The sequence below is a fragment of the Cytobacillus pseudoceanisediminis genome, from assembly GCF_023516215.1.
GTDB lineage: Bacteria > Bacillota > Bacilli > Bacillales > Cytobacillaceae > Cytobacillus > Cytobacillus pseudoceanisediminis.
On the sequence record NZ_CP097349.1, the window covers coordinates 330,441 to 353,434 of the forward strand.

Annotated in this window: 23 protein-coding genes, 3 pseudogenes and 1 riboswitch; of the genes and pseudogenes, 15 read left to right on the top strand and 11 right to left on the bottom strand. The window is 40.5% G+C overall.

The window, feature by feature from the left end; all coding sequences use genetic code 11:
* Window positions 1-78 precede the first annotated feature (78 nt).
* On the top strand, window positions 79-2,007 hold the full coding sequence (locus M5V91_RS01835) for an ATP-dependent DNA helicase (RefSeq protein WP_251175483.1): 1,929 nt from the start codon (window positions 79-81) through the stop codon (window positions 2,005-2,007).
* A gap of 36 nt (window positions 2,008-2,043) precedes the next feature.
* Here the strand turns inward: M5V91_RS01835 and M5V91_RS01840 are convergent, their stop codons facing one another.
* From M5V91_RS01840 to M5V91_RS30845, 8 genes are all read right to left on the bottom strand, one after another.
* Window positions 2,044-2,343, bottom strand: a complete 300-nt coding sequence (locus M5V91_RS01840; protein ID WP_251175482.1) for a metal-sulfur cluster assembly factor — start codon at window positions 2,341-2,343, stop codon at window positions 2,044-2,046.
* Window positions 2,291-3,595 carry a hypothetical protein gene (locus M5V91_RS01845; protein WP_284521680.1) on the bottom strand — a complete coding sequence of 435 codons (1,305 nt, stop codon included), beginning with the start codon at window positions 3,593-3,595 and terminating at the stop codon, window positions 2,291-2,293. Before M5V91_RS01845 ends, M5V91_RS01840 begins: the two co-directional genes overlap by 53 nt.
* Before the next feature lie 13 nt (window positions 3,596-3,608).
* The gene (locus tag M5V91_RS01850; protein WP_009332685.1) at window positions 3,609-3,815 is read right to left on the bottom strand and encodes a DUF2249 domain-containing protein; all 207 of its coding nucleotides are present in this window, start codon (window positions 3,813-3,815) and stop codon (window positions 3,609-3,611) included.
* Window positions 3,812-4,054 (bottom strand): DUF2249 domain-containing protein, encoded by a 243-nt coding sequence (locus M5V91_RS01855; protein ID WP_026041556.1) that lies wholly within the window; start codon window positions 4,052-4,054, stop codon window positions 3,812-3,814. Before M5V91_RS01855 ends, M5V91_RS01850 begins: the two co-directional genes overlap by 4 nt.
* Window positions 4,055-4,259: 205 nt before the next feature.
* Window positions 4,260-4,400, bottom strand: coding sequence for a hypothetical protein (locus M5V91_RS01860; RefSeq protein WP_019379755.1), 141 nt, complete (start codon window positions 4,398-4,400; stop codon window positions 4,260-4,262).
* 149 nt (window positions 4,401-4,549) lie between these two features.
* Entirely contained in the window at window positions 4,550-4,864 is a 315-nt protein-coding gene (locus M5V91_RS30835; protein WP_284521681.1) for an MFS transporter, read from the bottom strand.
* 20 nt (window positions 4,865-4,884) lie between these two features.
* Window positions 4,885-5,190, bottom strand: coding sequence for an MFS transporter (locus tag M5V91_RS30840; RefSeq protein WP_284521682.1), 306 nt, complete (start codon window positions 5,188-5,190; stop codon window positions 4,885-4,887).
* Between the two features lie 151 nt (window positions 5,191-5,341).
* The gene (locus tag M5V91_RS30845) at window positions 5,342-5,563 is read right to left on the bottom strand and encodes an MFS transporter (RefSeq protein WP_284521683.1); all 222 of its coding nucleotides are present in this window, start codon (window positions 5,561-5,563) and stop codon (window positions 5,342-5,344) included.
* Between the two features lie 306 nt (window positions 5,564-5,869).
* On the opposite strand from M5V91_RS30845, the gene M5V91_RS01880 reads away from it, so the two are divergent.
* The 3 genes from M5V91_RS01880 to M5V91_RS01885 all read left to right on the top strand — a co-directional run bounded on the left by M5V91_RS01880 (window position 5,870) and on the right by M5V91_RS01885 (window position 8,363).
* Window positions 5,870-7,381: a carboxypeptidase M32 gene (locus M5V91_RS01880; protein ID WP_009332682.1), complete on the top strand. Its 1,512-nt coding sequence runs from the start codon at window positions 5,870-5,872 to the stop codon at window positions 7,379-7,381.
* A 63-nt stretch (window positions 7,382-7,444) separates the two neighbouring features.
* A complete protein-coding gene (locus tag M5V91_RS30245) occupies window positions 7,445-7,627 on the top strand; it encodes a hypothetical protein (protein WP_369425925.1) in 183 nt (60 codons plus the stop codon).
* Window position 7,628: 1 nt separating this feature from the next.
* Window positions 7,629-8,363, top strand: a complete 735-nt coding sequence (locus tag M5V91_RS01885; protein ID WP_369425926.1) for a DMT family transporter — start codon at window positions 7,629-7,631, stop codon at window positions 8,361-8,363.
* 34 nt (window positions 8,364-8,397) lie between these two features.
* Here the strand turns inward: M5V91_RS01885 and M5V91_RS01890 are convergent.
* The 3 genes and pseudogenes from M5V91_RS01890 to M5V91_RS01900 all read right to left on the bottom strand — a co-directional run bounded on the left by M5V91_RS01890 (window position 8,398) and on the right by M5V91_RS01900 (window position 10,699).
* A pseudogene (locus tag M5V91_RS01890) lies at window positions 8,398-10,052 on the bottom strand (b(o/a)3-type cytochrome-c oxidase subunit 1).
* A complete protein-coding gene (locus M5V91_RS01895) occupies window positions 10,052-10,528 on the bottom strand; it encodes a cytochrome c oxidase subunit II (RefSeq protein WP_071157222.1) in 477 nt (158 codons plus the stop codon). The pseudogene M5V91_RS01890 and the gene M5V91_RS01895 overlap by 1 nt, the downstream one beginning before the upstream one ends.
* Before the next feature lie 21 nt (window positions 10,529-10,549).
* Window positions 10,550-10,699 (bottom strand): cytochrome c oxidase subunit 2A, encoded by a 150-nt coding sequence (locus tag M5V91_RS01900; RefSeq protein WP_009332678.1) that lies wholly within the window; start codon window positions 10,697-10,699, stop codon window positions 10,550-10,552.
* 359 nt (window positions 10,700-11,058) lie between these two features.
* Window positions 11,059-11,160: riboswitch (purine riboswitch) on the top strand.
* Window positions 11,161-11,314: 154 nt separating this feature from the next.
* On the opposite strand from M5V91_RS01900, the gene M5V91_RS01905 reads away from it, so the two are divergent.
* From M5V91_RS01905 to M5V91_RS01970, 11 genes and pseudogenes are all read left to right on the top strand, one after another.
* Window positions 11,315-11,917: a xanthine phosphoribosyltransferase gene (locus M5V91_RS01905; RefSeq protein ID WP_019379751.1), complete on the top strand. Its 603-nt coding sequence runs from the start codon at window positions 11,315-11,317 to the stop codon at window positions 11,915-11,917.
* Window positions 11,914-13,248 (top strand): nucleobase:cation symporter-2 family protein, encoded by a 1,335-nt coding sequence (locus M5V91_RS01910; RefSeq protein WP_284521684.1) that lies wholly within the window; start codon window positions 11,914-11,916, stop codon window positions 13,246-13,248. Before M5V91_RS01905 ends, M5V91_RS01910 begins: the two co-directional genes overlap by 4 nt.
* A 78-nt stretch (window positions 13,249-13,326) precedes the next feature.
* Complete coding sequence (locus tag M5V91_RS01915) at window positions 13,327-13,476, top strand: hypothetical protein (RefSeq protein WP_157380196.1); 150 nt, start codon at window positions 13,327-13,329, stop codon at window positions 13,474-13,476.
* 235 nt (window positions 13,477-13,711) lie between these two features.
* A pseudogene (locus M5V91_RS01920) lies at window positions 13,712-14,793 on the top strand (type III polyketide synthase).
* A 4-nt stretch (window positions 14,794-14,797) separates the two neighbouring features.
* Complete coding sequence (locus M5V91_RS01925; RefSeq protein ID WP_009332674.1) at window positions 14,798-15,361, top strand: isoprenylcysteine carboxyl methyltransferase family protein; 564 nt, start codon at window positions 14,798-14,800, stop codon at window positions 15,359-15,361.
* A gap of 396 nt (window positions 15,362-15,757) precedes the next feature.
* Window positions 15,758-19,417 (top strand): annotated as a pseudogene (locus tag M5V91_RS30850) (dynamin family protein).
* Between the two features lie 28 nt (window positions 19,418-19,445).
* Window positions 19,446-20,195 carry a nucleotidyltransferase domain-containing protein gene (locus M5V91_RS01950; RefSeq protein WP_019379746.1) on the top strand — a complete coding sequence of 250 codons (750 nt, stop codon included), beginning with the start codon at window positions 19,446-19,448 and terminating at the stop codon, window positions 20,193-20,195.
* Between the two features lie 28 nt (window positions 20,196-20,223).
* Window positions 20,224-20,415 (top strand): hypothetical protein, encoded by a 192-nt coding sequence (locus tag M5V91_RS01955; protein WP_009332669.1) that lies wholly within the window; start codon window positions 20,224-20,226, stop codon window positions 20,413-20,415.
* A complete protein-coding gene (locus M5V91_RS01960) occupies window positions 20,412-21,248 on the top strand; it encodes a sulfurtransferase (RefSeq protein WP_251175476.1) in 837 nt (278 codons plus the stop codon). Before M5V91_RS01955 ends, M5V91_RS01960 begins: the two co-directional genes overlap by 4 nt.
* A gap of 91 nt (window positions 21,249-21,339) precedes the next feature.
* Complete coding sequence (locus M5V91_RS01965) at window positions 21,340-21,942, top strand: hypothetical protein (RefSeq protein ID WP_251175475.1); 603 nt, start codon at window positions 21,340-21,342, stop codon at window positions 21,940-21,942.
* A gap of 79 nt (window positions 21,943-22,021) precedes the next feature.
* Entirely contained in the window at window positions 22,022-22,912 is an 891-nt protein-coding gene (locus M5V91_RS01970) for a 5'-3' exonuclease (protein ID WP_009332663.1), read from the top strand.
* Window positions 22,913-22,994 lie beyond the last annotated feature (82 nt).

Below are 22,994 nucleotides of genomic sequence, written 5' to 3' on the forward strand. Positions count from 1 at the left end.
ATATGAAATACTGATAGAACTGAAATCAAAGCGTCTGGATAAAAAGGCGCTTTAACTTTTTAATTACGGAGGGGTAGCATGTCTAACCGAATGCCTTTTGCCGTATCCAAAAGCGAATCTTTTTACGAAAAGCTAAGCGAGTGGATCGGAGATGTTTTTTACGATATATTGCCTGAAGCAGGATTTGAAATTCGGGATGAACAAATATTTATGGCCTTTCAGCTTGAGAAGGCATTTAAAGACAAAAGTGTTATTTTTGCTGAGGCTGGTGTAGGGACTGGGAAAACGATTGTTTATCTTTTATATGCAATCAGCTATGCAAGGTACATAAACAAACCTGCTATTATCGCATGTGCGGATGAGACTTTAATTGAGCAGCTTGTGAAAAAGGAAGGAGATATTGCCAAGCTGGAGAAAGCATTAGGATTGAATATTGATGTCAGGCTGGCAAAATCACGTGATCAGTACCTATGCTTAAATAAGCTGGATAAGCTCGTAGCGAATGATGTTCATGATCATTATAACCGCATTTTTGATGATCTCCCGGATTTTGTTCAAACAGGATCTTCCATGCAAAAGTTTGAGAAATATGGTGACCGGAAAGATTATCCTGATTTGCCGGATGAGCATTGGAAGAATGTCTCGTGGGATTCAATCCAGGATTGTTTTACTTGTGAGAAGCGCCACCGCTGTGGTCAAACCCTCCATAGGGAATACTACCGGAGCGCAAAAGACTTGATTATTTGTTCGCATGATTTTTATATGGAACATATCTGGACAAAGGAATCAAGAAAACGTGAAGGGCAGCTGCCTTTGCTTCCTGAGAGCTCCTGTGTGGTTTTTGATGAAGGCCATTTGTTGGAATATGCATCCCAAAAGGCTCTGACTTATCGTTTTACTGAGCAGATACTGGAATCCATTTTAACAAGACTCATGGCTAATGATGTACGTGAAAAAACGTTAAATATAATTGAGGATGCCATTTACCAGAATGAGCATTTCTTTTTAACACTTGCCATGTCCGCTTCTGGTGACGCAGGCTCTGACAAGAAAACGATTGAAAAAACTGCCGATGTAATGAGAGAAGGCCGTAAACTCCAGAACTTAATCAATACACTTGAGGAAGAATTGGTGTTTGAAAGCGAAATGTACGTTATTAATGAATATGACTTAAAAATTGTCGAAGAATATCTTGAGCAAATCGCATACTCACTTTCACTGTTCCTAAAGGATTTAAAAGGAATTACCTGGTTTGAAGAAACAAATGGTGAAAGAACCCTGGTCATCATGCCAAGAATGGTGGAAGATATTATGCGGGAAGAAGTATTTTCCCAGAAGAAGCCGTTTGTATTTTCTTCAGCAACATTATCAGAGAATAAATCCTTTGATTATATGGCAAAGAGCCTTGGGGTAGATGAGTATTTATCATTTACCGTAGATTCCCCATTTGACTATGAAGAGAATATGGTTATTCGCATGCCGGAATTTGCAGAGGAATCTGCCACAGCGAAGATGGATTATATTCTTGAACAAATTATGATGACAGAAGGCAGGGCTTTAGTTTTATTCAATAGCGCTTCTGAATTGGCAGAATTCAAAGCCTTTGCATCAGGAAAATTGAGTGTGCCAATCTTTTTTGAAGGAGATGCAGAAATAAGTACCCTCGTGTCAAATTTCCAAAATGATGAGTATTCAGTACTCTGTTCTGTCCATTTATGGGAAGGTCTTGATATACCGGGAAGATCCCTGGAAAATGTGCTTATTTTTGGCTTGCCATTTCCTCCTCATGATCCGGTCTTTACAGCCAAAAGAGAAGGTTCATCTGATCCTTTCAGAGAGGTTGATCTGCCATATATGATTCTGAGGTTAAGGCAGGGTATTGGGAGATTAATTAGAACACATGAAGACAAGGGCACAGTTCACATTCTAATGAATGAAAATGAAAACGAAGAAGTGCGTGAAACGATAAAAAAGGTTCTGCCTGCAGAGCCATCCATAAAGAGTTGAACAAAGGCAGTGCCCCAAGCGGGCACTGCCTTATTGTTAACCTCTCAAAAGCTGATTTGCTTCAGGTGTCATACGGGCAGGGGTCCAGGCTGGTTCCCAGACAAGATTAACCTCAACAGCAGAAAATTGCTTCAGATCTTCAATGCAATATTTCACTCCGCTGACAATACTGTCATGAAGCGGGCATCCGGGTGTTGTCAGGGTCATGGTAATAACTGCCTTGCCATCATCGGGAAAATCAATATTATAAATAAGTCCCAAATCAACCACGTTTATATTTAACTCAGGATCCATAACTCTTTTTAGATTGCTGAGAACTAATTCTTCTGGATTCATGTTCATTCCTCCTATTTTTTAAAACAGAAATAATTAAATAACAGAAAACAATGGATGCTCCAAGAGTTAAAATCTGGCCGGAAAGGAACAGGGCAAGGTGTTCATATGCAATGGAAACAGTCACACTGAGTATACCGAGAATAAGGGAGGAAAGAACCGGAATGGATGCCTTGTCATTCATCATATCCTTGAGCGAAGGCACACTGTGTTTGCCTATCTCTTTGCTATATCTCCAAGTCCACCATAAGAATGGAACAATTTTAAATAAATAACCCATAATGCTCAATGCTACCCAAAGCTGGAGGTATGCAAATGCCAGATATCCAATGGCACTTTCGAAGCTCCCGGTAAGCGAGCATATGAAAGCTCCCAGGTGGATGGCCAGTCCTGCAGGTATAGCGAGCAGAGCAAAGCGGAATGAATAATCAAGCTTTTTCTTTACTCTTCTCTGCAGGATTTGCAGCATGTGCCAGGTGAAGAATGCAAATCCGCCTGCCAGAATCATTAATGCAATGGTAAAAAGTGAGTTTTTCTCTGTGAAAAAAGACAGAACTGCCGCAGCCAGCCCTGATGCATAAACCGTAAAGACGTATTTGGCCGGCTTCATGCTGTAGCCATGAGACAAGGAAAACATGGGAACCATTTTATAGGAAAATCCAAAAATCAAGAGGGTAAACCAGCCCGCTGTTCCGAACAGTATGTGGCTTTTAAAGACTGCTTGATAATAATCAGAAATAAATCCAGTTTTCATGCTGAAGACCATAAGGATTCCCAGTAGAATTGCAGTTAACAGGCTAATTAGTGCAGTTCCCACGAAAAGAGTCAATACATTGGGCTTCGCCTGCTGCCTTAAAGTCATGAACATTTGCAGCAGAAACATTAAGATCCCCGTTAAAGTAATAAGCCCAGGCAGCAGTGCACTCTCTGGATTATGAAATAAACTATGGGCAAAATATAATATTCCAAAGGCAGTAACCGTAAATTGGATAAAGCCAAACCTTTCATTCCAAATTGGTGTCAGAAAAACCACTGGAACGAGCTGATAAATGGCTCCCATTGCTGTCATCAGCGCCCATCCCAATATAAAAAGATGAGCGGCTGACCAAATTGCGGGTACACGAAATTGGCTGCTGATGATGGAATCCCCTTTAAAAAGAATAAGGGCCATAGCTCCTATTAAACAGAGCAGGCTGAAAAGTATAAATAAAAATGGAAGTTTGATATTGGTCTCATTTTTTGTTTTGGCGAACATTGGGATCACCTGCTTATTTCTTAATTTCTATTAAAAAGCTTCCATCTTCCTGTTCGGCAGTTACATGGCTGCAGCCCATTTCGTCCAGCTGTTCATAAAGAAACATGGGCCGCCTGTCATTAATGATTAATAAGGTTTCTCCTTCTGGAAGGCTTTCAAGAGCTGCAAGTGTTCTCAGCATGGGCTGCGGCGGCTCCAGTCCCCGGTTATCCAGCTTCATTTTGACTCACCGCTCTTAGTAAAGATCACTTTCCAATGCTTCTTATCAATTTCTTCAGTTTTATATTCAAACCCTTTTGCCTTTAATACTCCAAAAAGAGGGATGGGCTTAAATGGTGCATGCAGAATAAAAACATCTTCGGCATCCAGTCCAGATACCGCGGACATGATTTTCTGAAATGGCTCCAATTTGTTTTTTATATCTTCTCTTACATCAAGTTCAACGACTTTGTTTTTCATTTTGACCTCTCCTTTAATTGGCTGATAGTTTAAAATAGCTGCCAATAACAGTGAATCAACTGCAGTGAGAATAGTTATTAATTGCTTTAAGTTTAACAGCGGCAGCTTTTCAAATAAGTGACATATATCATATTTCGAAGAACATTTTTCAAAAGGCATTATAAAGTTATAAAAAAATCATTGGAACAAAAAAACCCGCAGATGCTTACTCTGCGGATTCTTCCTGTTCTTCAATACATTTAAAACAGATTGTTTCATTTTTTTCGTTATGAACTCCGTTGAAGAATCCATCAAGACAGAATAGGTCTTTGCCGCAAACAGAGCAGCTGCCAACTAATTCCTTCATTTTCGGTCACTCCTGGCTCTCTAATATTTGGGAACTTTGCTTTTTAAAGTATATGAACATCCCGCATACCGTTAACAGTAAAAGCGCTGCGGCGATCAAGAAACCTATATTGAAAGTTACTCCCATTAAACCTAATACGGTGGAGCCGGCTACAACGCCCAAAGAAAAAAGGCATAGAAGAGGCCAAATGCCTTTCCTCTTGTTTTTTCAGTTGTATGGCTGGCTATAAGGGCATTAATGGAAGGGAATAAAAGAGCAAACCCGGTGCCGTAAAGGACCATGCATAAAAACATGAATGCAAGAGAATAAGCTGAACTTAGCAGAATGAGTGCAATTCCAATGATCAGCATCCCTGAAAGCATGCTATTGTGATGCTTAAATGTATCAAAAATTTTATTAATAGGCAGCAGAAAAATAAGAATTGCGGTTATTCCGAAAGTGCTTAATAAGATTCCGCTGTACATTGAATCAAATTGCAGAGCTTCTACCTGAAGGGGAGAAGGTAAGCAAGTGCCCCTTGAGCAAACATGAGTGAAAAAGCTCCTAAATAGCTTGCTGCGAGCATAGGATTCTTTAATAATGAAAGCATTTTCTCAGAATGAGAGCTTTCTTCTTTAACCTTTTTCAGATTCCCTGATGGCAAAAACACAAAGGCCAGGACTGCACTGCTGATCATCGTTGCTGCTATAATTAAAAAGACCCAGTTTATGCTGTAATTGGAAGCAACCACAGCGCCAAAAGCAGGCCCGATAATGGCAGAACAGCCAACAGCAGCACCTGATACAGCCATTTTTTTCCTTGTTTGTCTGATTTTCCGCGGTCTGCGATGACTGTAAAAGCTGCAGGTACCAGAAACCCGCCAAATAACCCATGAAAAAACCTTACTGTAATTAAATGCAAAGGTGTCTCAGCAAATGCATACAGGACTAAAATGGTGCCAGTTAAGGAAAGGCCAGGGACCAAAACTTTTTTGCTCCGTTTTTATCAATCCAATAGCCTGCTAATATATTGCCTATCATATTCGAGAAGGAATACATCCCAACAATTAATCCCACAAAGGCTGGTGAGGAGTCAAAGGTTTTGGCAAAAGGGCTCATAATAGGGAGCTGGGAAAAGGTATCAATAAATGCTGCGATAATGATAAAGTAAATCAAATATTTCATGCTATCTCACTTTCTCGCGTCCAACGGGCAGTAAGACCTTCACTTTAGGGCTAAAGAGGAATCAAAAGAGGATAAGTGGGGGTCAAACTGCCCATAAGGGCACGATAAGTTCAACTAACAATCAGCGGGGAAAAGCGCCCCGCTAATTGAAGTTTCACTTTATGGTTAGTTCACTTTCCACCATTATAACTCTTTGGCCGGCAGGTTAAAAAGAAAAACAGCAATGGGAAAGAGATTATGTTGACTGCCTTTTCAGAAAAATGTGATAAAATGATAATGTAATAGATATATATAGGGGGTAAAATTATGGCAGAATCATTAAAACAGACAGAACAGCAATTCCTTGATTATGTCAAAAAAATGACGGCATATAATGAAGCCATCGGGCTGATGTATTGGGATATGCGGACAGGGGCACCCAAGCAGGGTCTGGAACAGCGTTCCGAAGTGATTGGAATGATCTCTTCAGAAGTATTCAAAATGTCAACATCTGAGGAAATGGCTGCATACATAGCAAAACTTTCAGGTCAGGAAAATCTTACTGAAGTGACATTGAAAACTCTTGAAGAATGCAAAAAGGATTATGATCGGAATAAAAAAATTCCTGCGGAGGAATATACGGAGTATGTCATCCTGCAATCCAAAGCTGAAAGCATTTGGGAAGATGCAAAAGCAAGCTCAGATTTCGAGATGTTCCAGCCATATTTGGAAAAGCTTGTTGAAATGAATAAACGATTCATTTCTTATTGGGGATATGAAGGTAACAAATATAATACTCTGCTGGATATGTATGAACCTGGTGTTACCGTTGAAACACTTGATCAGGTTTTTGGGCAGCTTAGGGAGAAAATTGTCCCTCTGGTTCACCAAATTTCCGAATCACAGAATAAACCGGACACCAGCTTTTTATTTGAACACTTTGCCAAGGACAAACAGCGGGATTTCAGCCTTAAAGTTCTTGAACAAATGGGTTATAACTTTAAAGCAGGACGACTGGATGAGACTGTTCATCCTTTTGCGACCGGTTTAAACCCTGGTGATGTCCGGGTGACAACCAAATATGATGAAACAGATTTCCGAACTGCCGTATTTGGCACGATTCATGAAGGCGGGCATGCTCTGTATGAACAAAATATTTCTTCTGATCTTGTGGGCACCCCGCTATGCTCTGGAACATCCATGGGAATTCATGAATCACAGTCATTATTTTATGAAAACTTTGTTGGAAGACATTTTTCTTTCTGGAAAAGGAATTATGACCTTCTTAAAGAATATGCCAGCGGTCAATTTGATGATGTGCCAATAGATGCTTTTTATCGTGCCATTAATGAATCAAAGCCTTCTTTAATCCGTATTGAAGCAGACGAATTAACATATCCTCTTCATATCATCATCCGATATGAAATTGAAAAGGGCTTGTTCAATGATGAAATCGAAGTTAAAGACCTTCCTGCAATCTGGAATGAAAAATATGAACAATACTTGGGAGTAAAGCCTGAAAATGACGGAGCAGGCATTCTGCAGGATGTTCATTGGGCTGGAGGAAGCTTCGGTTATTTCCCTTCATACGCTTTAGGATATATGTACGCAGCACAGCTTAAAAACAGCATGTTAAAGGATTTGCCAAACTATGATGAATTACTTGAAGAGGGCAATTTGCTGCCAATCAAAGAGTGGTTTACCCAAAATGTGCACCAGTTCGGCAAAATGAAAAAACCGCTTGAAATCTTAAATGACGTAACTGGAGAAGGACTGAATGCCCAGCATTTAATTGATTATCTATATGATAAGTACGGTAAGGTCTATCAGTTGAAATAGGTGTTTATTATAATTTGAGAAGAGGGTGGCCTCAGCCATCCTCTTACTTCATGGAGAGAAATAATGAAGAAAATACTTCCATTCATAATGATTGCGTTAGGGGCAAGTCTATGGGGAATTATTGCTGTTTTTGTTAAAGGGCTCGGAGAATATGGATTTACGGCTATGGAAATTGTGGCCGCGAGAGTTTTTTGCAGCAATATTTCTTGTCCTAATAGGAATTATGCGTTTCCGGAACTGCTTTAAATTGCAATCTGCCTCTGACATCAGACTTTTTGCAGGAACCGGAATACTGAGCATCGTCTTTTTTAATTATTGTTATTTCACAGCAATGAACCAAATCAGCATATCAATGGCTGTCGTTCTGCTTTACACAGCTCCAGCATTTGTTACTGTATTATCTTACCTGTTTTTAAAGGAAGGAATAAATCTTGGAAAGATTGCAGCTGTGGCAGGCACAATTTTAGGCTGCATTCTAATTGCCGGAGTAACAGCAGGCAGCCGTGATATCACTTTGCTTGGAATTATGACGGGATTGGGTTCTGGGTTTGGCTATGCACTGTATACGATATTCGGAAAATTTGCATTAAGAAAATATCATCCGTATACAGTTACGCTTTATACATTCCTGATTGCATCGGTATTTCTAATCCCGGTAACCAGACTGTGGACAAAAGCTGAAATCTTTCTAAACACTGAAGTTTTGTTTCTTAGTATTGGTCTTGGATTTGTACCTACGGTTCTCGCCTATTTTGTATATACATGGGGACTGGAAAAAACGGATGGAAGCAAAGCAGCTGTTATTGCTACAGTTGAACCTGTCGTGGCCATGCTTCTAGGAGTCACACTTTACGGGGAAAGTCTCGGTGCAGTCCAGATTGCTGGTGCTTTGCTGATACTCAGTTCTGTAATTATTGTGAATTTGCCTGCAAGAAGGAAAAATGCAGGAAGGGCGGCTGACTCAAGCAAGCTTGAACACTAAAACACTCCGTCCATATCGGAACGGAGTGTTTTTTTTACCAAAGCTTATATCCTTTAGCCCCGGGAGGTGCATTTTGAATTAAATCTATAAAAGGAATGGTGTAGGCAAATAGAATAAGAACAACCGTAATTCCAAGCCAAAGCTTCCAATTTTCAAATACCATTGGAGCTTTTTCGGCTTCATCAGCAGCTTCTCCGACAGGGAATTCCAGCTCTCCCTTTGGTGCGAAAAAGGCAAGGTTGATGAAGATATAAAGCATTAAGATGATGCCTATAAATAGGATAGAACCGCCGATTGCCTGTGCAACCTGGTATGGAATCCATTCTGCTGCTTGTGCTGCTCCGCCATATTCAGAGTATGATGAACGGCGCGGCGCTCCTAGAAGACCGGCAGCATGCATGGCACCAGACATGAATGTCATTCCGATTGCCCAGATAACTGCTTGGATGATACCCAATTTATTCATCGCTTTTGTTAATGTTCTTCCTGTGAGATGTGGAATCAGCCAGTAAGAAACCCCAAAGAATGTAAGTACTACAGATGTTGCCACGGTTAAGTGAAAGTGGCCGGTTACCCAAATCGTGTTATGGACAACCTGGTTCATCTGGTGGGACGCATTAACGATACCGCCTGCTCCCGCAGGTATAAAGGCAACCATCCCGATGAAAGGAACAGTAAATCGGGCATCTCCCCAAGGCAGTTTTTTTACCCAGCCGAATAATCCTGTGGCCCCTTTGGAACGCCCAAAGCTTTCAAAAGTGGCAAAAAGAGAAAATGCAGTCATAAGAGATGGAATGACAACCAGGAATGTTAGGATAACCTGTAAGAATTTCCATGCTGGGTCAATTCCCGGCTCCATTAATTGATGGTGAAATCCGACAGGGATTGAAAACAGCAGGAATAATATGAATGACATGCGCGCCAATGAATCAGAAAAAATCTTTCCGCCGATGACTTTAGGAATGACAACGTACCAGGCCATGTAAGCTGGCAATAGCCAGAAGTAAACAAGCGGATGTCCGAAATACCAGAATAGAGTACGGCTGACTCCGATATTTACTGTTTCTACAAACCCCAATGACCAAGGAAGAAGCTGGAAAAGAACAGTAGACGCTACACCGATTGTTGCCACAATCCACATCATTGTGTTGACCAATGACATAAAGGTTAATAACGGACTCGGCTGCCCGGGATTTTTTCTTCTCCATTCTGCATACTTCATAATGATGGCTGCCCCGTCAATCCAGCTTCCCACTATAACAAGTGTTAAACCGATATAGTACAATGCATGTGCCTGAAGAGGAGCATAGAAAGTATAAAGAACAGTAGCTTCATTCAACAGGATCATGACAGCTGCAAGAACAGTTCCTGCTGTCATCAGCCAAAACCGGCCCAGCCGGCAATTCGCTGTTTATTTGTAAGGGTTCCTGATGTTTTGCTTGTTGCTGCTAACTGGAAGCCCATTATAAAAAAGGTAGTAAGTACAAGTCCGAGTACAACACCGTGAACCGTGAGAATTTGGTAATACCCGATGCCTGCCGGAAGCTCGAATTTACCGGAGCGGACCAAAGTCTGCAATAAGCCAGCAAGGCCGCCTATTGCTAAAGCTGTAAATGCAACGAAAAAGTGAGCCATTGCCAATTTTCCGTCACGGCGGTCAACTTTAAATTTTGCTGAAGGATTAAACATTATTCCACCACCTTAATTTTAGACGACATCATGTGGTGACCAACACCGCAATATTCATTACATACAATTAAGTATTCTCCAGTTTTATCAAATGTTGTAATGTGTTCACTGATATAGCCGGGTTCTAGCATCATGTTGATATTTGATCCTGCAACTTCGAAACCGTGGACAACGTCTTTGGTTGTTGCGATAATTTTCACTTTAGCACCATATGGAACCTCCACTTCAGCTGGGCTATAGGAAAACGCAGATGCTACGTATACCAATTCGTAATCCCAATCTTTCCCTTCTACCTTTTTCAGTCCTGGCTCATTAAATGGAGCGGTAGTATCGACCTTTTCAGGGTCGATTGTTGCCAAACAGCTTGGGGGCTGATTGCCCAGGTAAAATGCGCTGACTCCCAAGACTGTTAGAAAAACAAGCAGCGATCCGATTCCAAAAGTGAGCCAGGCCTTTTCAAATTTATGCATATGCATGGCTTTTTCCCCTTTCTAACTCTAAAAGCGGCTGATAAATAATGAATAAACACCTGCCCATGTAATGATCAGGAAGAATCCTAATAAGAAAACGGAAGCTAGCGTTCCCTTTAAGGAAGAGCTATCCTCTATTTCAGTTTTTGTTTTTCGGCTGAGTTCTGTTTTCGCCATTGTCTTTCACTCCTTTCGAATATTTGGAAAAAGTAAATGATTACACTTTCATAATACAAAACATTTAGGAAGATTCTAGATGCTTTCAGTGAGTTCACAAATTGTTCATTCGTAACTTAAACACTATGATAATGGTGAAAAATTGATATTTAAGTGATTTATGTCACAAAAAACTCCTGTGAATTGTGAAAAAACTGTGAAGGTTTAATTGAGCTTCAGAAGGAAGGCAAATTTTTAAAAATAAACATACTGAAGAGGGCGAATTATCTGATTAGCGAACAATTTTCTGGTAATATATTGTTTAGTTCGTATTTAGTTAAATTTTTGATTGAAGTATTAGTAAATGATGTTATAATGTTAATAAATTAATAACATTCACTCATATAATCGCGAGGATATGGCTCGCAAGTTTCTACCGGGTTACCGTAAATGATCCGACTATGAGTGAGCAATGTAAAGGACGTTTAAAGTCATCCTTGTTTGCCTGCAGCTTAGATCATTAGCCTGAAGGCCATTGCTTCACTCATTTTTATGTTGTGAATGCGATGGGCTTCAGGCTTTTTATATGGCTGGAATGAGTAATTGAAGGCTATCTATCATAGAGGAGGATGCAAAATGGATATGCTTATTGAAAAAATAAAGAGCGAAGGGATTGTTTTATCTCCGACAGTTTTAAAGGTGGATTCTTTTCTGAACCACCAAATAGATCCTCAGCTAATGCATGAAGTCGGCAAAGAATTTGCAGATAGATTCTCCAGAAGCGGGATTACAAAAATATTGACTATCGAATCTTCGGGGATTGCGCCAGCTGTAATGGCTGGGCTCCATCTGAATGCTCCAGTTGTATTCGCTAGAAAAAGAAAATCTCTCACTCTGGTAAATGACCTGATTACAGCCTCTGTCTATTCTTTTACTAAGGAAGAAACAAGTGAAATCTCTGTTTCAAAGAAATATCTATCAGAAAAAGATAATGTCCTTATAATCGATGATTTTCTGGCGAATGGACAGGCAGCACTAGGTCTTGCGGATATAGTAAAAAAAGCGGGATCAGGAATTGCAGGGATTGGAATCGTTATTGAAAAAGGCTTTCAAAATGGCGGACAGCTGCTGAGGGAAAAGGGATTCCGGGTCGAGTCCTTAGCTATTATTGACTCACTTGAAAACGGCATGATCAGCTTTGATAATACAGCAAAGAATATGGAGGAAATGATACGATGAATCAGAATCCGCTTAAAATTGCTTCATTGGGAATTCAGCATGTCCTTGCCATGTATGCAGGCGCGGTAATTGTACCATTGATTGTAGGAGGTGCACTTGGCTTAACAGGGGAACAGCTTACTTATCTTGTTTCCATTGATATTTTTATGTGCGGAATTGCAACACTCCTTCAAGTATGGCGCAGTAAATTTTTTGGGATTGGCCTTCCTGTAGTTCTGGGCTGCACATTTACGGCCGTTGGACCGATGATTGCGATCGGAGGGCAGTATGGAATACCTGCTATCTATGGTTCTATTCTGGTTTCTGGTATTTTCGTTGTAGCTGTTTCAAAGTATTTTGGAAAACTGGTTAAATTTTTTCCGCCTGTTGTAACAGGGTCTGTAGTTACCATTATAGGGATTACGTTAATTCCTGTAGCAATGAATAATATGGCTGGAGGTGAGGGAAGCCCTGACTTTGGTTCCCTGACAAATATAGCATTGGCTTTTGGCACTTTGCTGTTCATCATAGTACTTTTCCGATTCTTTAAAGGCTTTGTTCGAGCGATTGCCATTTTGCTGGGGCTGGCTGCTGGCACCATTACTGCGTTTTTTATGGGCATGGTAGATTTCTCCGCTGTTGGGGAAGCTTCCTGGTTTCATATGCCATCCCCTTTCTATTTCGGCATGCCGACATTTGAGGTGACAGCGATCCTCACAATGATACTCGTAGCAATGGTCAGTTTAGTTGAATCTACGGGCGTATACTTTGCCCTTGGTGATATCTGTGAAGAAAAATTGGAAGAGAAAGATCTGTCAAATGGCTATCGTGCCGAAGGACTTGCGATTATCCTTGGTGCTGTCTTTAATGCTTTTCCTTATACAACATATTCGCAAAACGTCGGACTTCTTCAGATGTCAGGCGTTAAAACAAAAAATGTCATATATACAGCAGGGGCTTTTCTTGTACTGCTTGGGCTAGTTCCGAAAATCGGCGCATTGACAACCATTATTCCTACTCCTGTTTTAGGAGGCGCAATGGTAGCTATGTTCGGTATGGTAGTCGCCTATGGAATAAAAATGCTCAGCAAGGTAGAGTTCTCCTCTCAGGAAAATTTATTAATCATTGCCTGCTCTGTCGGGATGGGATTGGGAGTAACAGCCGTTCCTGAACTATTCGCGCAAATGCCTTCCAGTGTGCGTATCCTGACTGATAACGGTATAGTGGCTGGCAGTGTGACAGCAATTCTTTTAAATATCGTATTCAATGTTGCTAAAGGAAAAAAGCAGTTCAGCCTGCATCTTTTGCGGAGCAGAAGGCTTCATAATTCTTCTTTGCGGCAATCACAATAATTCTGGCAATCAATATAATATTCTATCGGTATTTTACATTTCCGAAGCGATTGTTTCTCGCACGAAAGAGAGTGGAATGTGATGGAGAAATTTTATTGTGATAACTGCCGGCTTTTATATAATGAAGAAGAGGTTTGTGCTGCTTGCGGTATCCTGGTTACGAAAAAAATATATATAGAAGTACAAAAGCATCACAAAAACAATAATGGATTGGATGCATCAGAATAACTATGCCATGGGCCAGCCATTTTTTATTGAATGCTTGGCTCTAGAGCTAATTGGAAAAGATTTAGTAATGATATTCATTTAGTTATTCCATTATAATAAAGATGCACAACAACTCCTTCAAAACACATTGCTTCCTCCTAATGGGGGAGCTTTTTTTGCTTGATTATCCAATTTTGTAACATAAATTGCTTTTATTTGGAAAAAGTAAAAGAAAGCAAGTGGAGGAGAGTCATGTATGCCAGCAATTGTATCAGTTGCAGAAGCAATACCTGAACATGTTCTGACACAGGATCAGGTAATGGATTTTGCCAGAGATTTATTTTCAGAGTCCTTTAAGGATATTGAACGCCTATTGAAAGCTTTCCGCAACGGCCAAATTGAAAAGCGCCACTTCGCAAAGGGACTCGAATGGTTTAAAACAGATAAATCATTTGAAGAGCGAAACAATGCTTATATTGAACAGGCTATTGAACTGGGAACAAAGGCTATAAAGTGCTGTCTGGAAAATGACATTTTCCTGAGCAAGAATCTCCAATGTGATGATATCGATGCCATCTTTACTATTTCAAGCTCAGGAATTGCCACACCGAGTATTGAAGCAAGAATCATGAATAAGCTTCCATTTTCTGAACATACGAAGCGAATACCGATATGGGGACTGGGTTGTGCGGGCGGCGCATCAGGCCTTTCAAGAGCCTATGAATACTGCCTGGCTTACCCTGAAGCAAAAGTATTGGTTTTAACTATAGAATTATGCAGTTTGACCTTTCAGCGCAATGACAGATCAAAGAGTAATCTTATCGGGACCTCTCTTTTTGCTGACGGCGCAGCATGTGCGCTGATAACGGGTGATGAAGTTCAAAGGGATTTTCAAAAGGTGTCATCCATTCCGAGAATCCTGGGAACCCAATCAACAACAATGCACAATTCTCTGGATGTGATGGGCTGGGAAGTGAAGAATGCGGGCTTATATGTGGTTTTCTCAAAGGATATACCATCCATAATAGAGGGCTGGCTGAAGCAGAATGTAACGGAATTTCTAAGGGGAAAAGGCATGGAGATGAAAAAAATAATCCATTTTGTTGCCCATCCTGGGGGAAAAAAGTTATTGATGCTTATCAGAAAGCATTGCAATTCGATCCTGATATGACAAAAGTTTCACTTGATGTATTAAAGGAGTTCGGGAATATGTCCTCAGCAACCATTCTTTACGTGCTGAAAAGGTTTATGGAGATCGGCAGAAAGGGAGATACCGGACTTGCAACTGCTCTCGGCCCGGGATTTAGCTCGGAATTACTGCTGCTGGAATGGGAGTGAATACATGCTGTTCAAACTATTTATTGCCGTCATCATTTTGCAGAGGGCAGCAGAGCTTGCTGTAGCCCGAAATAATGAAAAGTGGATGAAAGGCCGGGGCGCACTGGAATTTGGTCAGCGGCACTATCCCTGGATCGTTGCGGTTCACGTTTCTTTTTTCATTTGCTTTCTGATTGAAGTAACCATCTTTGAAAAAGACCTGTCCCCTTTTTGGCCCATTCTTCTGATTCTTTTCTTTCTTACCCAGGCAGGAAGAGTATGGGCACTCTTCTCTTTAGGGAAATACTGGAATACCAAAATCATAGTCATGCCGGGGGCAAAGGTCGTCAGAAGGGGGCCATACCGTTTTATAAAGCATCCCAATTATGTAATTGTAGCTGCTGAATTTCTCGTAATACCTTTAATGTTCCAGGCTTATATCACTGCGGCTGTATTTACCCTGCTAAACATAATGGTACTTTCGGTCAGGATACCAGCCGAAGAAAAAGCACTGAAAGAATTGACAGGATACGAAGAAGCTTTTTTACGATTAAGACCTGGCATGAATAGAGATATTAAAAAAGTTTGACAATTTTAAAATCCCTATTGAAAATGATTATCGTTCGTGATAAACTTCTAATTGAATTTGAAAATTATTCTCAATATCATTCCAACAGGAAGGTGTTGCTACATATGACAATTCTATTTGTTGCAGGCACAATTGCTGCCTACTCACTTGTTATGAAACATGTATTAAATAACGTAGCTAGACCACATACAAGATAATAGTATTTTTTGAAACCAGGCGCGGGAGGCCTGGTTTTTGTTTTTTAACGCATGTGAAAATACAAGCAAATGAACATAGAATAAAAGCAGCTGCTGAGAAATATTAGAAAAATCAAAGAATAAACCATCCTATATAGGAAAATAAACGAAAATCATTTAAAATAGGAAGTAAATTAAAGTTACAAGGGGATTAATGGAAATGGCTGACACGATTTTGCAACCAGGATTACAGCAAACTGAATTAATGAACAGAATTACTGCGATATATACATTCGCCCAGAGAAATGGGGATAGCCAGACAGCTAAAAGAGCTAAAGATCTCTTAATTAAGCTAAGAGACCAGGAATTTGCCATCGCTTTTTGCGGACATTTTTCTGCTGGAAAATCGAGCATGATTAACAAGCTTGCAGGAGAGGACCTCCTTCCGTCCTCGCCGATTCCAACCAGTGCCAACCTGGTAAAAGTCAAATCAGGTGAGGAAGATTATGCAAAAGTTATTTTTAAGGAAGGAAAGCCAAGGCTTTATCCTGCTCCGTATGATTACGGACAGGTAAAATCCTATTGCAAGGACGGCGATTCAATTCATTCCATTGAAATAAGCCATTCCGCCACCAGTTTGCCCAAGAAGGCAGTAATTATGGATACACCTGGAATCGATTCTACAGATGATGCGCATAGAATTGCTACTGAATCTGCTCTTCATTTGGCTGACCTTATTTTTTATGTTATGGATTATAACCATGTCCAGTCGGAATTAAATTTTCTTTTACAAAAGAACTGACGGCTGCAGGAAAAGAAGTTTATCTTGTTATCAATCAAATTGATAAACATCGGGATGAAGAGCTCAGCTTTGAACAATTTAAAGAAAGCGTAAAGGAATCATTTGCATCCTGGGGAGTAAAGCCTGCGCGGATTTTTTACACCACGTTAAAAGATGAAAATCACCAGGCAAACGATTTTAAGGCACTTCAGAACTTTATTAACAGCAGCATTGATAACCGTGAAGAGCTTTTGCCCCAATCCGTTTTTAATTCTTTAAAGAAATTAACAGAGGACCATCTGGCATTTTTAGGAGACACCCATGCAGCTGAAAAAGATAAATGGGAAGAAAAACTGGCTGAATTAGATCAGGATGAACGGGATCAGCTCGGAAACAGGCTGCAAGAGTTAGAGAATCAGTTGAATAAGATAAAGTCTTCTATGCATGAAGCAGATATTGAGTTAACCGGAAAGATAGATGAGATTTTAAAAAACGCTTATTTAATGCCTTTCCAGACGAGGGAACTGGCTGAATCTTACCTTGAGTCGTGCCAGCCTTCGTTTAAAATTGGCCTATTTTTCAGCAAACAGAAAACGGAGCAGGAAAGGTCAGTGCGGCTTGACCGCTTCTATCAGGATTTTTCCGAAAAGGTTAAGTCTCAGCTGGAGTGGCATATAAAAGAGCTGTTTTTACAGCAGTTCAAGCAGCATAATATCCATGATTCAGAAATTCTAGCACAAGTTCAGAGCTTCAAGCTTTCCTTTGAACCAGCAGTTTTAGCCGAAACAGTAAAGTCCGGGGCCATGGTTTCAGGAGATTATGTTCTTCAGTATACGAACGACACCGCAGAGGCTGTAAAGAGAATTGCCAAAAAGAACGCAGCTTTCCTGAAAAATGCACTACTGGAAGCGCTTGAAGAAAATATCAGCCAGGATCAGACTGTACTGGTCAATGAAATTCGCAAGCTTACTGTCTATGCGGAAGCTCTTAGTGCAATTAAAGCTCTCAATGAAAAAGTTATTAAGGCATCTGCCGAGATGAAAGTCTATTTGACAGGTGACTTTGCTCAAGTTGAGTTTCAAGAGCAAGCCAAAATCCTTGCAGCAGAAGATGTCGATGAATCTGAAGTTGTTTTCCTGCATGAAGATAAAGCTGAGAAGGAAAAGGTGCCAAAGAAATCCGGAAAATCTGCTGAGGAAGAGCAGACAGGGGAAGCCGTTCCTGCGGTTTCCGTTCAGCCTGTTATTGAAAAGCTTCAATTCACCGCTAATGCAGTAAAGGATATCCCAGGTTTCAGAAAGCTTGCAGCTGATTTGGCAGATAAAGCATCAAGGCTTGAGAGCAAAGAATTCACAGTTGCCCTTTTTGGTGCATTCAGTGCAGGAAAGTCCTCCTTTGCCAATGCTTTAATCGGGAAAAACTGCTTCCGGTTTCACCAAATCCGACGACAGCTGCAATCAACAAAATTAAGCCTGTTACTGCTGAAAATGTCCATGGAACTGTTCTTGTAAAAGTAAAGGATTCACAGACTCTCTTAAATGATATCAATCATTCATTGAAGGTCTTTGATTATTCTGCAGGAAACTTTGGCGATGCTGCTGCAGCGATTAAAAAGATCACTGGGGAAAACCAGGATTTCGATGCGAATGAAAAGACACACTTTGCATTTCTTAATGCCTTTATGAGAGGTTTTAATTTCTTCACAGATCAGCTTGGGAAAATCATAAAAGCTGATTTGGAAGAGTTTCGGGATTATGTTGCCAATGAGGAAAAATCATGCTTCGTTGAGACAATAGAGGTTTACTTTGATTGTGAACTGACAAGGCAGGGAATTACCCTGGTTGACACACCTGGGGCAGATTCGATTAATGCGAGGCATACCGGGGTCGCATTTGAATATATAAAAAACTCGGATGCAATCCTTTTTGTAACTTATTATAATCATGCCTTTTCGAAAGCCGACAGAGAATTTCTTATTCAGCTTGGAAGGGTCAAAGACACCTTCTCACTTGATAAAATGTTCTTTATCGTCAATGCCATTGACCTTGCCAATAATGAAGAAGAAAAGGATTCGGTACTTGAGTACGTTGAAGAACAGCTAGTGCAATACGGAATCCGCCGGCCGCATCTGTCTGGCATTTCAAGCCTTCAAGCTCTGGCAGAGAAGCTGGATAACAGCAAAGAGGGAGTTTCCAATATCAGTTCATTTGAAAAAGCTTTTACTCCTTTATAAATCAAGACCTGCTGAATATTTCCATCTCATCAGCAGAAACAGAGTGGAGGCGCCTATTAGCCCAGCTGAGGTCTTACATTTCCTCCTCACAGGAAAATAAAGAAGTCAGGTTTGAAAAGCTGAAACAGCTTGAGGAAGAGCACCAGACGGTTACTGAGATTATCCGTGGACAAAAATCCGAACTGCTTTCCCAAAGGCTTGAACAGGAAACGGATGAGCTAGTCTTTTACATCAAGCAAAGAGTATTTCTGCGTTTCTTTGATTTTGTTAAGGAGGCTTTCAACCCTTCGGTCCTGAAGGATGATGGCCGGAACTTAAAGAAAATGCTTAAAATCGCTCTTGATGAATTCCTTGCAAGCTTTGGGTTTGATTTTGCCCAGGAACTTCGTGCAACAACATTAAGGCTTGAATCCTATATATCCAAGCTGATCGGCCAGCAGCAGGAGACTATTTCGAAAAAAGCCGCCAATGTGAACAGTGATTTGTCTTTTAGCTCATATGAGCCATTAAAAATGGAGAGTATTGAATTTGATTCTGCATTTTCCAATGAAGACCCGAACCAATTTAAAAAGGCTCTATCCTACTTTAAAAACCCAAAAACGTTTTTTGAAAAGAATGAACGCAAGCAGTTGGCGGATGAACTGGAGAAGAACCTGCAGGAACCTGCAGATCGTTACCTGCAAGCTGAAAGCACCAGACTAAAATTCCATTACAGCAGCCTGCTGACGGTCGAATTTGAGCGGCTGCTCAATTCGCTGATTGAACAGAACAATGAATATTATGAAGGTATTACGGCTGCTTTAAAAGATGATTTCCCGATTGAAGAGCTGAAAGAAATTGAGAGGAACATTGCACAGTACGAATAATAGGTATTGAAAGGTTGCTGCTTTTCTTATGGAAAAATGGCTTTCTGCTGCTGAAGAAAAATATAATATAGACATCCTGTTTGCATGTGAAGCAGGAAGCAGGGCCTGGGGGACAGATGATGCGGAATCAGATTATGATATCCGCTTCATCTTTAAACATAAGGACCTGAAAGCATATCTTTCCCTTGAACGTGCCAAAGAGGTTATTGATTCAGATAACCCTTATGATGCGCACGGCTGGGATATTTTTAAAGCATTTGACCTTATGCAAAAATCCAATCCAAGTATATTCGAATGGGCATACTCACCCATCATCTACAAGGATAGGGATGGCTTTTCAAATAGGCTGAGGAGTATCGCGGAAAAAGAGTTCTCACGGTATAAGTTATTCCAGCATTACACCCAGCTATTTTCCCGCAATCTTGGGGAAGCGGCTAAAAAAGAGGGCTTTACAATTAAGAAACAGAAGCTGCTAATCCAGGCGATAAGAGCCTGCCTCATTTCAAGGCAGCTGCTACAGCAAAGCAAAATAAACGGAGATTTTTTGTATACAGGTCTCTTTTGCTTAAAGGAAGAGGATGAGATTACCCGCTTTTATCAGACCCTGGTTAATGCAAAACAACGCGGGGATCTTATTCAGGAGCATCTAGCTAATCAAATAGCTGATACACTCGAGTCAGAAAGGGAATTCCTCTATACAGCCGGTGAATCAATGCCTATAGGAAAAGGCAAAGTATCCGGACTGAATAAATGGCTTTGGGAACTGCTGAAAGTTTAAAATCATTCTGAGAAGTAAAGGGAGAGCTATGGAGAAAAATTTATTTCATGCATGTGCAACCTGCGTAAACTTCCATCCTGAAAAGCGTAAAGAAGGAATGGTTTATTTTTGCAGCAGACTGGGCTATGAAACGAAACCTGACTATCAATTTAACTGCTGGACACCAAAGGAACATATAAAACGCCTAATGGAAAAGAGAAAAGGGGAGAACCTTAAATGAAGTATCAAGTAGAAAAGGAATGGGTAGTAACTAAACTGGATGATCCTAATATCCGAATTGCCGACTGCCGCTTTAAACTTGGGTCACCTGAAGAAGGGCGCAGCTTATATAATCTCAACCATATTCCCAATGCCGTGTATTTTGATTTAGAGAAGGATCTGTCGGGCCCTGTTAGAGAACATGGGGGCAGGCACCCGCTTCCAAATCCCTCTCAATTTAAAGAAGTCCTGGAGAAGGCTGGTATCAGCAGGGATACCACAGTAATTGCCTATGATGGAGGAGAAGGGGCTTTTGCCGCAAGGTTCTGGTGGCTCCTCAGGTATTTGGGACATGATAAAGTTTATGTATTGAACGGCGGATATAAAGAATGGGCTGAAAGCGACTATCCTTTGAATAATAAGATTCAAAGCTTCGGGCCAGCTGACTTTAAAATCGATCTGCGGCCTGACATACTTGCCTCATACGAAGAAGTTAAAGAATATACCGGTAATCAGGATACTGCTGTAATTATTGACTCGAGAGAGGAAAAGAGATACCTGGGACTGGAGGAGCCAATTGATAAAAAAGCCGGCCATATCCCTGGAGCAATCAATAGAGTTTGGCTTGAAGCGTATAAAAATGGCAGGTTTAAAGAAGCAGAGGAACAGGAAAAACGGTTTGCAGACATCGATAAGAATAAACCTGTAGTTGTTTACTGCGGATCTGGGGTAACAGCAGCACCTAATTTTCTGGCATTAAAGGAAGCTGGCTTCCGTAATGTTAAATTATATGCTGGAAGCTTCAGCGATTGGATCTCTTATGACGGAAATAAAATAGAAACTGTCGAAAAATAGAGGAATCCCTTATAAAAAAAGGGATTTTTTTACTGTTAAAATTATTATATAATTTAAAAGGTTTAATATATTTTGAAAATGGAGTGGTTAAATGAATACTTCGGGCTACACGATAACAAAAAAACAAAGAACTGAAACAAAACAAATATTGGTAACGACTGCAATTATTCTAATATTGTCAGCAATTTTTATTCCTATATCTTTACTTTCACCATTTCAGGCACAATTTTTCAGACCTGAAGGGACCTGGGTTTTCGAAGCGCCTAAAGCCGCTTATGTTACATTTAGCATAGCTTTGGCATCGATGGGGATTTTTATCCTAGCGGGGGTTTGGCTGCACAGTGCTGAAAAATTTGGCAGGATTGCGAAATTTATTACAGGAGCCGGTTTTTTGTTTTCACTGGCTACAGTTATCCTCAGTTTTGATTATTACCACTATATTGATAAGAATGGTGTCCATTTTAATACATTATTCAGTTTGAAGGAGAAGCACTATAATTGGCCGGAAATCAAACATGCCAGGCAAACGGTCATAAACAAAATGGGTGTTATGTCTGATGATGAATTAATCTTTACCTTTAAAGATGGAACTACATATGCGTATCCATTAAATAATAATGTCCGAAATGCGCGAATCGCTACTTACTATGAACTGGAAGAACATGGAGTTGAACTAATAAGGGAAACAGAATAGGGCTGTAAAACTTTTCAAGAGAAACGGAGAGTTTCCCATGATATAATAGTTGTTATGATTATAATCGGGAGGCGGAAAAATGAACGAGAAAAAACCTTCACTGCTGCTGGTTGATGGAATGGCTCTGCTGTTCAGGGCATATTTTGCAACAGCGATGTCCGGTCAATTTATGATAAATTCAAAAGGAATACCTACAAATGGAGTTTACGGATTTGTTAAACACTTTTTAACGGCTGTTTCTTCCTTTAGCCCGACTCATGTGGCCGTTTGCTGGGATATGGGAAGCAAAACCTTCCGTACGGAAATGTTTGATGCCTATAAAGCAAACCGTCCTGAAGCTCCAATTGAACTTGTGCCTCAATTCGATCTGGTAAAAGAAGTCGTGGAAGCTTTTGATGTTCCAAATATTGGCCTTGAAGGATATGAAGCTGATGACTGCATTGGCACCATTGCAAGAAAAGCAAGCCAGGAAGCGGAAGTACTGATCCTTACTGGCGACCAGGATATCCTTCAGCTTCTGGATGATAATATTTCTGTCATTTTGCTGCAAAAAGGCTACGGCAATTATCTGGTGCATACGACAGAAACCTTTTATGAAGAAAAGGGAATAACACCGAAGCAGATGATTGATTTGAAAGCCTTCATGGGAGATACAAGTGATAATTATCCCGGAGTAAAAGGGATTGGCGAAAAAACAGCTCTGAAGCTGCTGCAGCAATTTGAGCATATTGAAGGTGTATTAGAAAACCTGGAACAGCTCACAAAAGGACAGCGTGCCAAGATCGAACAGGATCTTGAAATGCTGCACTTGAGCAGACAGCTCGCCGAAATAAAATGCGATGTACCTGTTGAATGCCCTCTAGACCTGGCGCAATTCACAATGAACCGGGAAAAGGTCATAGAGAAATTCACTGAAATTGAATTCCGCGGTCTTCATAGATTTCTTGATTTTAAAAAGGAATATGCATAATAGAGACCCCAGGCTCCTGCCTGGGGTTTTAAATTTTTTCATGATTGCGCATCTCCAAGTAAAAGAGAAAACTGAGCGCATA